We start from the raw sequence: 13,298 nt of genomic DNA, 5'->3' as shown, positions 1-13,298 counted from the left end.
GCCACGCCCGAACCCATGGTGTACGGGCCACACCACCCTCTAGACGTACTCGCGAAGAGCTTCGATCAAGGCATTCAGTTCGGTCGCAGAGAGAGCCGAAGCGATCGTCGCCGCCTGGGCTGCCGGAGTCTCCCCGAGCTCCTTCATCAGGACCTGCGCGTACTCCTCAGCCTCCCCGGTGTGCTGCGCCGAGCGGCCCTGGGCCGGTACGGACGACTGAGCGGGCGGTTCGGAGACTGAGGAGCCCGAGTCGGCCGACGCATTTCGCACGGGCACTGGCGGAGGAGCGGAGGTGTTGACCGCGGTCAACACCTCGGGCGTCCCATCGTCTGGCTTCGTGCGTTCTGCCAACGGCTCCGACGTGTTGACCGCAGTCAACACTGATGGCTGCCCATTCGCGGGGCCGCCCTCGCCGACGGTCTCCGTGTTGACCGCGGTCAACACGCCTCCGCTCTTGGCTGCCCGCAGCAGCTTCTTCTCTTCGTCCCGCTTCTGTGCCTCTGCCTCCCGGTGCGAGGCCAGGTACTCCATGAGGTCAGGGGTGCTCAGCCCCGGCTGTGCCTTGAGGTGACGAGCCAGCAGACGGCCTTCTCTTTCGGGCAGGACGCCAGCACTGAGCTTCTCCTGAATGCCTTCAGGCAGGGTGAGCAGGGCCAGCTGGTTGGTCACCCAGGCCTTGGACTTACCCAGCCGCTCAGCCGCCCGAGTCTGGGCGCCGGCATCGCCCTCCCCAGCGCAGACCTCTACCAGAGCTTGGACACCACGAGCCCGCTCAACGAGATCGAAGTCCTCCCGGTCGAGATTCTCCTTGAGGAGGAAATCGACGAAGTCTTCCCTCGACGAGGCGAGGTCGTTCCGCACAACGAAATCGAGCGCCTCGAGCCCAACGTGATCCGCACTGCGGTAGCGGCGCTCCCCGTTAACGAGCACGTAGTCGGCCACGCCGACGTGATCAGCGTGCTCGGGCCACAGAGACAGGTACGCATCGCGCGACACAGCGACACACGCTGCAAGCTGCACAGCCCGCAGCTCCTCACCGAACCGAGCCTTCTGATCGTCCGTACCGAAATTCCGGCGAGGGTTCAGGGGAGTGGGCGCCACCTCGCTCAGGCGGAGCCGCACCAGCTCGTAGGACGGCACATCACCCTGCGCAACAGCCTTGGCCCGCCCTCGGTCACTCCGACCACGCGGCACCTTGTTGAACGACGACCCATTCCCCAGGCGGTCTGCGGCCTTCATCCCTTCACCGCCCGAGCAACATCGCGCATCGCCTCAGACTGCTCACACTCCGGCGCCGAGGACAGCAACGGAGCCTTGAGGCGGTTCGCCTCACGCTGCTCCTTCCGTTCAGGGACCACCGCCAGAACCGGCGGATCACCGATGCCCTTCCAGCTTTCGAGGGATGACGTAGCGATGAAGCCCTTGCGGCTGTCGTACATGTTGACGACGAACCCCAACTTGGCGATGGCCACGTCCAGGTCCTCCGAGAGGTCCTCGATCTGGTCGTACAGCATGTCGTAGGCGTCAGCCGAGCTGTCCTCTGCCAACACCGGGATCACCACGCCCGACGCGCTGGGTTCCTCACCGTCCCGCGTACGGGCGTAGTAGAGGGCCGTGTCCATCGAGTAGCCCAGACTCGGCGGACAGTCGATGACGATGAAGTCGAACTCGCTCTCCAAGGGCTCCAGCGCCTTCTCCAGGGCGATCTCCTTGATACGGACGTGGCGCGTCGTCGCCAACTTCGCATCCAGCAGGAACGCGTCCTTGCACCCAGGCAGAAGGAACAGCCGGCCGCCGAAAGCACCCTCCTCTATCGGCACCAGCAGGTCACGCAGCGCGCCCTTTCCCTCGCCCAGCATGTGCTTGGCCAGACTGGGCTCATCGATGGCGAGCATCTCGTAGCCAAGCTGCTTGGTCAGGTGGCACTGAGGGTCGAAGTCGACGAGCAGAACGCGCTGGCCGATCTCCGCGAGAGCCTCCGCCACGCCGGCTGACGTCGCCGTCTTGCCGACACCGCCCTTCTGGTTCCCGAACACGAGACGCCGCGCACCGGTCGTGCGGGGGACACGGCGAGGAGACGGGTGACTGTCGAGCCACAGCCGGATTGACTGGGCGATTCCCTGGTTGAACGGGATCCCACGGGCCTTGCAGACATCCTTGAACTCCGCGTACGAGCCCGTCGGGAGGTACGTAGCGAACGAACCGCCGCCCGACGTATCGACTTGAGGGCGAGGCGCGTCGGCGCTACGCCAGGCGTGGACGCCTTCCGTGACGGCATCCTTGATGTCCACGCCCAACTCTGCGGCACGGACCTTCAGTTCCTGCCGCAGTGGCGCAGGAAGCTTCGCAACTACCTTTTCCCGATCATCGGGACTGTATGGGGCGGTCATGGGGCTACCTTACTCACCGATACTTGGAAGTAGCGCCGGGCAACACTCTTTAGGACACTTCATGGGCCAGGTGCCCGTTCCAAGGCGACCCTCAGCGCGGTGGCCGACCGGACCGGGATGGGCGCGTCGATTCGCCCCTGCCAAACCTGTCTGAGACAGAGACCTCACCCCCGCGTCGGCAGGTCCTCTTCTCCGTTCCTGCCCACGCTGCACTCGGCGATCTGGCGGCCGACGAACTGCCAAGTCGGCTCGCGCTGGCCCTCATTGACCGGCCTGCCCATGAGCCCTGCCAGGAGATCGAGTGCCTCCTGCGTGACGTAGCGATCAGGGTCGGGCGTTTGCAGGTGACGACGGAGCAAGTCCTCATCAATCCCCTGTTCCTGTAGGTAGCCCGCCAGGGTCCCCACCAGGAGGACGTTGTAGGCGAGGGCGTCCGTGAGCGCATAGAGCACGAGGCGGTGCCAATCCTTGGGATGGTCGCCGTACTGCTGAGCTACCCGGACTGCATCATCGAGATGACGGTGGCCCCACCGTGTGAGGTCCTGGACGACGGCGACCAGCTCAGCCGGCACGGCATCGGGGGCTTCTGCGGTGTCTGAGAGACGTGCCGCCCTCCGGGCATGCGGTGAGGGAGGGAGGGTGTTGCGGATCTCCTGCAGAGCGGCCCGGCGATTGAGCCCGGACAGATCCTGCTTACGACGGGCCGCGTTCTTACGTGCCTGCGATGCCATAGTGCGTCCTTCTGCAGCTGCCCATGACTGTGCGGACCGTGGATGGCCACGAACGGGTCTGCTGCGATGACGCGGTGCGCCTAGGGCCTACCAGTCCTCCGGTCATGGGCCGGACGAACACTTCAGCCGGGCACCGTCGCGGCAGCGAAAGGCGGCGCCAGCGACCTCAACGAACGAACGCCACCCCCGGTTACGCGCACAGTGATCGGGCGCAGGGAGTCCGCTCGCTCCAGATGCGGAGAGAACCGCGGAGCGCAAGGATCTAGGTACGGGCAGCGGCCCGGCCGCGCAAGGCCCCCTCGGGGCCCGGTTCTCCCTTTTCGGCGTTGCACCGGTCCGCTTCCCGGCCACCCACCCGCCAGGGGTGCGGAGGTCAGCATGCCGAGGCCCCTTGGGACCGGTGCCATCTCCTTCGGCCGGGTCACCATTCCGGTGCAGGTCGCCTCCGCGGCCAAGGACCACTCGATCCACTTCCGCCAGGTCTACCTCGAGGACCTCGGCTGGGTAGGGACGAAGAAGGTTAGCGAGCTGAACGGCGAGACGCTGTCGCAGGACGAGACCGGCAAAGGCTACGAGCGCTCCGGAGGAGAGACCGTCCCGATCACGGACGAGGAACTCGACCAGATGCCGCTGCGCTGCCCACGGCGAAGGCCATCGAGATCGTGGCATTCGTCAGCGACTCCTACCACCTCGCGATCGATGGCCAGGTCGCCGCCTACCCCTGTTGTGTGTTTGGCCTGCGCGGTCCCGGTGTGTAGGGGAAGAATCAGGGCGCGTGTATTGACGATCAACTTGGGGTGTCTGTGTCCACATCACTGCTCAAAGGTCAGAACACCGCTCTGAGCGCGGGGTCGGTTTCGTTCACGGTGAAGGCGACGGGGCTGGCTGTGGACGTGTCGGCGCTGCTCCTGGGCGCCGGGGGCAAGGTCCGCAGCGACGATGATCTGGTGTTCTACAACCATCCACAGCACGACGGGGTGAGCATCTCAGGGAGCACAGTCACGGCAGATCTCAACCGACTGCCGACCGATGTCGCCACGGTCGCTGTGGTTGTCAGCGTCGACCCTCAGCAGCCGGGAGCCGTTTTCACCACGGCACCACACCTGACCATTACCCAGCCGGGGACGCAGGCAGTGACGTTCATCGCCCCGGACTTCACCGTCAAGGAGACGGTGGTGGTCCTCGCCGAGCTCTACCGGCGAGGCGACGGGTGGAAGGCACGCGCCGTGGGCCAGGGCTACGCGTCCGGCCTGGCTGGCCTGGCGACCGACTACGGCGTCGATATCGACGACCCCGGAACCCAGCCGCCCGGCCCGCTGCTGCCCGCACAGACGCGGTCCGCTGCCACGGACGCGGCGGTGAACTTGACCAAGGTGGAGCGTCAGGCACCCGCCCTTCTGGAGCCGGCCCGGCAGGCCAGCCAGGCTCTCGTGCGGACCGGACTCGAGGGACGCCGTGCCGCGGTCTATTTGGTTCTGGACCACGACTGGCACATGGAGGAGCTGTACGAGTCATTCGCCGTTCAGGCATTCGCCGAGCGGGTTCTGGCTCTCTCGGCCAACCTGGACGACGACGGAACGGTGCCGGTGATCTTCTCGAGCGGCAGGGAACCGTTCCTCGAAGAGATCCGGCTCGACAACTACCGTGGCCGCATCGGTCAGCTCCACACCCAGGTTGACTGGGGATGGGGCAACGTCGCCGACGCTATGCGCCGCGCTGTCAGCCACTACCAGGAATCCGCAGCCGCCGATCCCGCCTTCGTGGTCATCCAGGTCGGCGACGAACCATGGGACAAGGCGGAAGTCCGCTCTCTGTTGCAGAACTCAGCCGCGCTGGGTGTTTTCTGGCTTTTTGTCGGCTTCGGTCGGGGCAAGCTCGCCTTCTACAAGAACCTCAACGCTTCCGTCTCCGCCACTTTCAACAACGTTGCCTTCTACGACGCCAGCAAGAATCCCGGCTCTGTACCCGGTGAGCAGTTTTACAACGGCCTCGTCGACGCCTTCTCAACTTGGATGAAGCGGTAAACCAGCCACGCCCAGGGTCCGGCCTATCAACCAGTTGAGCTCGCAGATTCGGGTCGCCGCCTGGGCTCCCGCACCCGCGCGCACCCCGTCGCCGTGCTCGACGCCTCAAGGTCTCGCCTACGTCCGTCGCGTAGGGACCGGAAGGTCGGCCGCGGCCAGGAGCAGGGGACCGATGTCTCCGCGCTGGAACAGACCCGCGCCACGATCGAGGCAGCCGACAATCTCCAGGACGGTGTCCGGGAGCGCGCCGCCGCTCGCGGGCCCGCGCCGCAGCCCGCCCCGGCGGCGTCCCCGCCACCGCACACCCAGCAGCCGGGCGTGCAGCAAGGGCCGGGCCGGACACCCACTGGAGGAGTCGCGTGACGACACCGGAGGAGAACCCGGAGCTCCCGGGACTCGAGGACGCCTTCACTCGCGCCCGCGCAGCACACGGAGAGATGGCTGCCGCGCTCGTCGAGGACCAGGTGCCCGAGTCCGACGAGGACCTGGGGTGGCAGCGGGTCTGGAAGCGACCCCGGACGCACGAGTCGAAGGCGGCCGAGAAAGCTTCAGCTGCCCACGCAGTTGCGTCGGCTCCAGGACGCCTCGAAGGGGGTGAACAAGGCGGCGGCACGTCGGGCCGTTGAAGCGCAGCCGGACATCGCCGCCCCACTCATCCAGGAGATCGGGTCGCTGCTCCAGCAGATCGACCGGGCCGTGGCGATCAGGCTCCCGAAGGCAGGGTGAACCGAGGCGTTGGCCCATCACGGTGAAGTGCTCAGGCTGGGAGCGTGGGTTCTGGCACCGGTCGCCTACAGTCGGAGACCGGCTTGGTGAGCCATGTCCCTGAGGCGTCAGCCCCCTCATGTGAGGGCGCCTCGTAGGGGGCGAAGGAGTTCGGCTTCGCACGACCTGCACGCAGCGAGGCGGCTCAGGCTGAGAGCCGGCAGACAGGCCGATCACCTCTGCGACGCAACCGGAGCAGCCGACAGGCCGAACGACGGTGCATGTACACCGCCGAGAGCTACCAACAGGCTCTTTCCGCACAGCAGAGCGAATGCACGGTCCTCCCGGCAGCCTGCGGAGTGCAGCAGCGCTTCGAGGCCCGCGTGTTCGAGGCCGTCGTCGACTCGGGGCGGGACTTCAACGAGCACGCTTTCGGTGTCCGCCGGGTTCATCCCGGACGTGAAACCGTCACGCTGCACATGGAGAGCGCAGAGCGCGCCGTCAGCCTCCTGCGCTACGCCCTCCCCTCGTACAGCGAGCAGTACGGGCGAAACGGACTGGAGGGGGCATGGGTTCGGCGCCGCACGCGCCACGGCATCGAGATCGCCGGTGCCGGTGGGGAAGCGTCGGTGTGGCTAACAGGGGTGCCGCCAACTGAGTGGACCCGGGCGGAGGCGACCGTCGCGGAGGAGCAGGCCGACCAGGGGCAGCGCAGCCTCTGGCAGGACACCCCCGGAGGCTGCACGGAGACGGAGCCCCCACTGGGCTCCACCGAGGCGGAGCAGCGCCGCTGCTGGGGTGCCTACCTGAACGGCGGGGCGTGGTGTGCGAGTGCATTGCTGCGCCGTGTCGCCGTCTTCCACACCGTGACCACAGCAGACCTGGTGACCTGCGTCAGGGCCGCCCCCGGGATCATCGGGTACGAGGGCATGGGCCCGGTGCGGTGGGCGTTCGAGCTTGACCGGCGCCCCGGACTGCCTGACAGCCAGCACGCTCTCATCAAGGCCCTCACCGACCCGGACTTCGGGCTCCCGCTTCGGCCGGTCCCGTTCAACATCGCCTTCTTCGACAACTCCGCACGGTTCGCCCGTATCGGCGACCAGGGCACGACGGCCCTCATCGAGTTGCGCTCCAGCGAAATCGCCTACGCATCACTGGAGGGCCGGCCACCGTGGGGGGATCCCGTCCGATTCGCTGAGATGGGACGCGCGATCCGCCTCCGAGTGGAAAAGAACCTGGCGGCCCCGCCTCAGCAGGTGAGCTGAACGGACCGAACCAGTATCGGTTGGTGGTGTGCCGACCCGCACGGCACACCACCAACCAACCCTCACGGGCCGGTGAGGATCTGATGAGTGCCGATGCGGCGCCAGATCACGTGCGGTGTGCCGGGACGAACCTCGGTCCCGTACTCGAATGTGGCACGTCCTGCGGGGCCGGTGCCCATGGACCAGGTGAGTTCGTAGACGCCCGGGGCGCGGCGTACGCCCTTGATCCGTAAGCCGGGGCGGAAGCGGCGGCCGGTGCGCAGGTCCGGCACGAAGGCGTCTAGGACGACACGGTGGAAGCGATGGCGCTGGGCGGGGGTGAGGTGTTGAAGGTCGGTGGTGAAGCGGGGGAGGGTCTCGAAGGTGGGCACGGTGGTCTCCTCCGGGCAGCACGACGAAGCCCCCGGCGGTTGCCAGGGGCTGAGGTAGGCGGTGCTTGTCGGTGGTGCTCGTTCCTTGGCACTCGGTGGTGCTCAGCGGTGCTTGTTGGTGTCGTACGGGTCGTGAAGTGAGGACCGCCGGAGAGCGATGACATTCGCGTCCGGCCCGGGGCCGCTTCCCGCCTGACGGGCACCGGCGAAGAAAGTTCGGCCGCTGCTCCCGCCCGGCGGGACGTACGACTGTCCGGCCTTTCCTTGCAGGTCAGAGCCGTGTGACGTGGTCTCCATGACAGTGGATATCAAGGTGATCCGGGCCGGTCAGATGTACCGCTACTACCTGCGCCAGACCGTCGTCGGCGACGGCCGCCGCCCGGCCCGCACACCGCTGCGCGCCGCCCAGGAGCAAGCCGGTGTCCCGGCCGGGCGTTGGATGGGCCGGGGACTTGCCGCGCTCGGACTCGCGCCGGGGGAGGAGGTCACCGAGGCGCAGCTGCGGAACCTGCTCGGCGAGCGGGGCCGGCACCCGGACGCGGACCGGATCGAGGCCGACCGGCTCGCCGCGGGCGACTCCCCGAAGAAGGCGTATCGGGCCGGCGCCCTCGGACGCCGGGTGACGGTGACCGGGGTCGACTTCGTCTTCCGGCCGCAGCCGACGATCTACCTCCTGTGGGCGCTCGGGGATGAGGAGACCCGCCGGGTGATCGAGGCCGCGCACGAGTACGCGATCGGGCGGGTGCTGGAGTGGATCGAGGACGAGGTCGCGGTGATCCGGTACGGCACGGACGGCATCTACCGGGTGCGGCCGCCCGGCGGTCTGGTCGCCGCCCGCTTCCGCCACTACGAAGCCCGCTCCGGGATGCCGCTGCTCCATGACCACCTGCTGCTGTCGGTGAAGGGACAGCGCCTGGACGGCGAGTGGGGCTCGGTCCACACCCTGGCCCTGCACGAGAACACCGTGGCCGCCTCCGCGCTCTACAACGAGCTCGTGGCCGCGGAGGTCTGTGAGGAGCTCGGCTTGGCGACCGAGCCGCGCACCGTCACCCCAGGACGCCGGCCGGTGATGGAGATCGCCGGGGTGCCGCACGAGCTGATCCGCTGGACTGCCCGGCGCAGCGACCAGATCACCGCCTGCCTGACCGAGCTGGAGCACGAGTACGTCACCGCCGTCGACGACAACGGCGAGCCGCGGTTCCTGCCCGTGATCTCCGAACGGGCCCGCGCCAAGCTGAACGCCATAGCCGCCCGCAAGACCCGCCCGCCCAAGCAGAAGACCCTGTCGCTCGCGCAGCTGCGCGCGTGGTGGAAGACGAGCGCGATCCTCACCTCCGGGGTCGCCGCCGACGTCATCACCTCCCTCCTCGAGCACGCCCGCGCCGCGGCTGCGGCGATCCGGGCCCGGGTCACCGCCGTGGTCGACATAGCATTGGCGGCCGTCGACGTCGCCGCGACGGTGTTCGTGATGAACGACGGCGGCCGGTTCCACCGCCGGCACCTGCTCGCCGAAGCCCGACGCCACCTCGGCCTCGTCCTGCGCGGCCGCCGCCGCGAGCCGGGCCTGGACGAGAAGATCGCGGCCGCCGCCATCTCCACCTACTGCCTGGACATCAGCGAGCCGAAGACCGTGCGCGGCCTTGAGGCCGGCTACCGCCTCTACACCGCCCGGTGGGCCCTGTCCGACCTCACCGCCCGACGCCGCACGCCCGCCGTGCCCGACCCGGACCATCAACCCCCGGCCGATCCCGGCGAGCCGGCCGCGCCCCGGCCCCCGGGCCAGGGCGCGGGGGAGTGGGAGATCCCCCGGATCCCGTTGCAGTACGAGCGGGCCGTCCTCGCCGGTGCGGTGGTGCGGGAGAAGCTGCACACCACCGTCGTGCGGGGCCGGGCGTACGACATCGCCCGGCACCAACAGGCGGCGATGCCCGAGCAGCTGCTCGCGCCCGAGCCGACCGACCCCGAGCGCGACGACCAGGAGCCGGAGGCCGGGGTCGAGGAGGCGATCGACATGACGGCGCTGCGGGCCCTGAAGGCATCGCGTACGGACGTGGAGGCCCTGGACTTCACCGCCGCACAGCTGCGCCGCGCGACGGAGGTCTTCACGAAGGCCGGCGACGAAGCCGCCGCCAGGACGAAGCAGTACACCGGCCGGGAGACCGCCCCTCCGGTGCACCCGATGCGCCAGGAGGAACAGCACCGCCCCCAGCAGCTAGGCCCGCACGGACCGGAAGCCGGCCGCTGAGCACACGCCTCGAACCGGGGCGAGTTTTTGAAACCGGCCCCGGTTCGGGCAACAGGTGGAACTGGTGACGCTCCGGCCGGACTCACGTGGGCGCGAGTTTTTCCAGCGTCGTGTGCCCGTTGGAACCACTGGAAGCGAGTTGGAATCCACCGCCGGTACAGGGGCGGCGAGACCGGCCGCAGTTCGCCGGAGCGATGGCCGGACCGGCGAGGAGTGTTCGCCGGTCCGGCAGCGTCCGATCATGCCGCACGCTCCGCCCCCAGGGGGCGCGGGAGGGCACCGGACCCGCAGCGTCGTTCGTAGCCTGCGCGACGGTTCACGCTCCTACGATGATCTCCGTGACCACTCGCCGCGCCCTTGGCGCAGGCCCCGAAGCTTCCGGGCCCAGCAGTATCCGCGCAGCCGAAGCCGACCTCATCGACGCACTGCCCGGCATACGCCTGCCCGACCTCCACGACCTACGAGCGCGCGGGGTGGTCGGATCTCACCTCCCTGCCACGGCAAGTACCCGCCGGACCCTTGTAACCGGGACCACGGACGGAGAAGACCCGCCGGCCAGGGCGGTCTCTTCCGGGCCCGGAGGAACGGGCTCGCCCGGACCGGGATGAGGAACGGAGTGTTCTGGCCCCACCCACTGTCCGGGAAGTTCCACTCCCCATCGCGTGGTGAGTTCCACTCCCCACCGCGTGGTGAGTTCCACTCCCCATCCCAGGTCAGCTCACTTGCTCGTCCCTGCTCACCAGATCGGTAATGGTTCGGCGGTATCGCGTGGGTTCCACCCGGTGGGTTCCACTCCCGCACGCGCCACAATGTTCTCGCTTCACTCCGGGTGGCCCGTACCGGCGGCCGACCCCTTGACCAGGCACGGCCCGGCGCGTTTCTCCTTGCCAGAGCACGTTCCGGTCGCCGGTCAGGCCGCGGTCAAGGGGGCGTGTGATAGAGGACCCGCACGCCGTACGCCCGGTGCGGTGGCGTCGCCCCCCCAGGCGCGCGGCGCGGGGCGGTGCGGTGGTGCGCCCGCGATGCGCGCCGCACCGCACCACCGCCGTCCCGGAGGTGCGGCTACGCGGTGCTGTGGTGCGCCGGGTGCGCCTCCATCGCCTGCTTCATTCCCGCGGCCTCCAGCTGGCGCAGGACGTCGGCGACGTCGCCGTGGTCCTCGGTGAGGATGTTCTCGGTGAACCGGACGATGGTCGCGGCGACGCCCGGCGCATTGGCCAGGCACTCGCCGTGGCAGAGCAGCTCCAGCAGCAGTCGCCCGAGCGCGGCGGCCAGGAAGGAGTGCGCGCACGGCTCCCCGCCGCAGTCGTCCGCGGCGGTGATGGGGATGAAGACGCGCGCGGCGACGTCCAGGAGCAGCCGGAGCAGCTCCGGGCCCGTGTCGTCGGCGACCGCGCAGGCGGTGTCGATGTCGTCGGCCTGCAACGCCCGGATGTAGGCGAAGGCGGCGGCGATGTCTTCCGGCTCCATCGGGGCGAGCGGCGCGGTGGCGGTGTTCTCGGGCATGACAGCTCCTCAGCGACGGGCCGCCCCGCTGATCGCGGCGGCCTCAAGAGGAGCCTCCAATTGCGGCCCTGTGGACAGAGGCCGCGGACTGACGGCGTACGGCCCGGCGGGCACCGCGGTGTGACTGGACGAGCTTGGTGGCGGCTGGCCACGTAGTTGGCGGGCCTGGCTTCGACGATCACGTGAGCAGCGGTTCTGTCCGCGATACTCAATCCTGCGCGTTCCAGCCCCTACGCACCGTCATACGGTTCCCCCTACGTTTCCCCCTACGCTGCCCGCCCCGTCATCGGCCCGCGTTTGCGCAGATCAGACCCCTTGACCAGCTCGATTCCGTGACCTCGACAACCCTTATATCAACACTCTTAAGTCAGTAGGGAGTGGTAGGAGTGGTGATCGGGTTCGGGGCGGCGGGGCGCGTGCCGGCCTTCCGGCCGGAAGGCGGTCGGGTGCACGGGGAAAGGTGGGGAGTCACGGTGGGTGGGACGAAGGTGTGTCCGTTCGGGTCGACGGAGAAGACCCGGACGATGATCCTGACCGCGCTGGGAGTGGTGAAGGTCGCGACCGCGGCGCAGCTGCGGCGGCTGATGGCGCCGGGCCACGCGACCAACCAGACGATCCTGAACGGGGCGAAGGACCTCGCCGCCCACGGCCTGGTCGTCTCTCTGGGATCGGCGAAGAGCGTCAACGCGAACGGCAACCGGGTCACGGAGAAGCTGTGGAACCTCACCCCGGCCGGCCTCGAGGCCGCAGGCGTGGTCCTGGAGCGTGAGGTCCGGGACATGGGCAGCACCGCGAAGGCATCCGTGGCGTCAGGGGCCCCGCACGCCCGGAAGGTCACCGACACCATCACCGCGTTCATCCAGCCCGACCCCGTCCCGACGAAGCCGGTCGTCCGGAAGAACCAGCCGGCTCCCCTCCCGGCCGCCGCACCGCCCCTCCCACCGCCGGGCATTAGCACGATCGACGCGTGGGAGACCGAAGTCGTCCTGCCCGTCGGCGGATCTTTCGTCAACCCTGTGAAGGGCAGCCTGCGCGCCGACGCCATCCTCACCGCCCCGGAGGCCGGCCTGCCGATGCTGTGCGTGGAAGTCGACAACGGCACCGAGGACCGACCCCGCCTCGCCGCGAAACTCGGCAAGTACGTCCGCTTCTACCAGCGCACCGTCCACGCCCCCGGCCGGAGCGAGGTCCCCCTGTGGACCACCCTCTACGAGAAAAGCGACCGCGAGGGGTACCCACCCCTGGCGATCGTCTTCACCGCCCACGTCGGCGCGAAGGCGATGATGAACCGCATGACGGCCGTCCGCGACCTGACCCGCCACTGCTGGCGGGGCGAGTGGAACGGCGACGACATGTACGGCGGCACGTCCAAGGACGGCTACCGCGACCACAGCCGCGCCCTGCCGGTCATCGTCACCACCCTCGCCCGCCTCCAACAGCACGGCCCGCTGGGCCCCATCTGGTGGCGATACGGCCACTCCGACGGGGAAACCCTCCACACGGCCCTGGACAACCCCGACGACGTCCGCGCCTACCGTGTCCGGGACGAGGAACGCCGGCGGACAGAAGAGGCCGAGAGGGAGCGGGAGCGCCTCGCGTACAAGGAGAAGCGGCGCCGCCGGGAGGCAGCGACCTGGCCGTGTCCGACCTGTGGCCGCAAGACCTACCCCGACGACGGGGCCGAAGCTCCCCAAGGGGACTGCCGCGTCTGCCTCAGCATCAAGGAACGGGAACGCCGCGAGGCTGAAGAACGAGCTGAGCAGGAAGCCGCGGCGAAGCAGGCCGCCGGCTTCTTCGGGTTCCTCCACGGACGGAAGAACGAGTAGCGCAGCTCCCCGCCCGGCGGGACGGCCCGTAAAGTCGCGGCGTCGCCGTACGGGAGGGAGAGGCCGAACCCGGTCGTACGCCGGTGCCAGGCCATAGACCGGTCTCATGAGACGCAGCAGAGAAGAGACCACGCCGGATCTGCCGGGAGACCTGTGGCACGCCCTGGCCCAGCTCCAGCACACCCACCCCGACCCGGTGGGCCGCGTCGGGCCCCTCGCCCGCCCGGCCGGGCTG

Annotated in this window: 10 protein-coding genes and 1 pseudogene; 6 read left to right on the top strand and 5 right to left on the bottom strand. The window is 68.9% G+C overall.

The window, feature by feature from the left end; genetic code table 11:
• Window positions 1-39: 39 nt before the first annotated feature.
• From V9U70_RS01955 to V9U70_RS01945, 3 genes are all read right to left on the bottom strand, one after another.
• Window positions 40-1,239: a ParB/RepB/Spo0J family partition protein gene (locus V9U70_RS01955; protein ID WP_336672655.1), complete on the bottom strand. Its 1,200-nt coding sequence runs from the start codon at window positions 1,237-1,239 to the stop codon at window positions 40-42.
• Complete coding sequence (locus V9U70_RS01950) at window positions 1,236-2,390, bottom strand: ParA family protein (RefSeq protein ID WP_336672654.1); 1,155 nt, start codon at window positions 2,388-2,390, stop codon at window positions 1,236-1,238. Before V9U70_RS01950 ends, V9U70_RS01955 begins: the two co-directional genes overlap by 4 nt.
• Window positions 2,391-2,554: 164 nt before the next feature.
• Window positions 2,555-3,121, bottom strand: coding sequence for a hypothetical protein (locus V9U70_RS01945; RefSeq protein ID WP_336672653.1), 567 nt, complete (start codon window positions 3,119-3,121; stop codon window positions 2,555-2,557).
• Window positions 3,122-3,499: 378 nt separating this feature from the next.
• Between V9U70_RS01945 and V9U70_RS01940 the strand changes: the two are divergent.
• From V9U70_RS01940 to V9U70_RS01925, 4 genes and pseudogenes are all read left to right on the top strand, one after another.
• Window positions 3,500-3,843 (top strand): annotated as a pseudogene (locus V9U70_RS01940) (Ku protein); the annotation flags it as partial.
• A gap of 81 nt (window positions 3,844-3,924) precedes the next feature.
• Window positions 3,925-5,145 (top strand): VWA domain-containing protein, encoded by a 1,221-nt coding sequence (locus tag V9U70_RS01935; RefSeq protein WP_336672652.1) that lies wholly within the window; start codon window positions 3,925-3,927, stop codon window positions 5,143-5,145.
• A gap of 594 nt (window positions 5,146-5,739) precedes the next feature.
• Window positions 5,740-5,871, top strand: a complete 132-nt coding sequence (locus tag V9U70_RS01930; protein ID WP_336672651.1) for a hypothetical protein — start codon at window positions 5,740-5,742, stop codon at window positions 5,869-5,871.
• A 260-nt stretch (window positions 5,872-6,131) separates the two neighbouring features.
• The gene (locus V9U70_RS01925) at window positions 6,132-7,115 is read left to right on the top strand and encodes a hypothetical protein (RefSeq protein WP_336672650.1); all 984 of its coding nucleotides are present in this window, start codon (window positions 6,132-6,134) and stop codon (window positions 7,113-7,115) included.
• Window positions 7,116-7,177: 62 nt separating this feature from the next.
• Here V9U70_RS01925 and V9U70_RS01920 read toward each other — a convergent pair whose 3' ends face one another.
• The gene (locus V9U70_RS01920) at window positions 7,178-7,486 is read right to left on the bottom strand and encodes a hypothetical protein (protein WP_336672649.1); all 309 of its coding nucleotides are present in this window, start codon (window positions 7,484-7,486) and stop codon (window positions 7,178-7,180) included.
• Window positions 7,487-7,781: 295 nt separating this feature from the next.
• On the opposite strand from V9U70_RS01920, the gene mobF reads away from it, so the two are divergent.
• Entirely contained in the window at window positions 7,782-9,731 is a 1,950-nt protein-coding gene (mobF, locus tag V9U70_RS01915; protein WP_336672648.1) for a MobF family relaxase, read from the top strand.
• A gap of 1,062 nt (window positions 9,732-10,793) precedes the next feature.
• On the opposite strand, the gene V9U70_RS01910 is transcribed toward mobF, so the two are convergent.
• Window positions 10,794-11,237 carry a hypothetical protein gene (locus V9U70_RS01910; protein WP_336672647.1) on the bottom strand — a complete coding sequence of 148 codons (444 nt, stop codon included), beginning with the start codon at window positions 11,235-11,237 and terminating at the stop codon, window positions 10,794-10,796.
• 524 nt (window positions 11,238-11,761) lie between these two features.
• Between V9U70_RS01910 and V9U70_RS01905 the strand changes: the two genes are divergently transcribed.
• Window positions 11,762-13,063 (top strand): replication-relaxation family protein, encoded by a 1,302-nt coding sequence (locus V9U70_RS01905; RefSeq protein WP_336672646.1) that lies wholly within the window; start codon window positions 11,762-11,764, stop codon window positions 13,061-13,063.
• Window positions 13,064-13,298: the final 235 nt, after the last annotated feature.

The organism is Streptomyces pratensis (genome assembly GCF_037137275.1).
GTDB lineage: Bacteria > Actinomycetota > Actinomycetes > Streptomycetales > Streptomycetaceae > Streptomyces > Streptomyces pratensis_B.
This window is presented reverse-complemented; position numbering and strand designations above follow the sequence as displayed.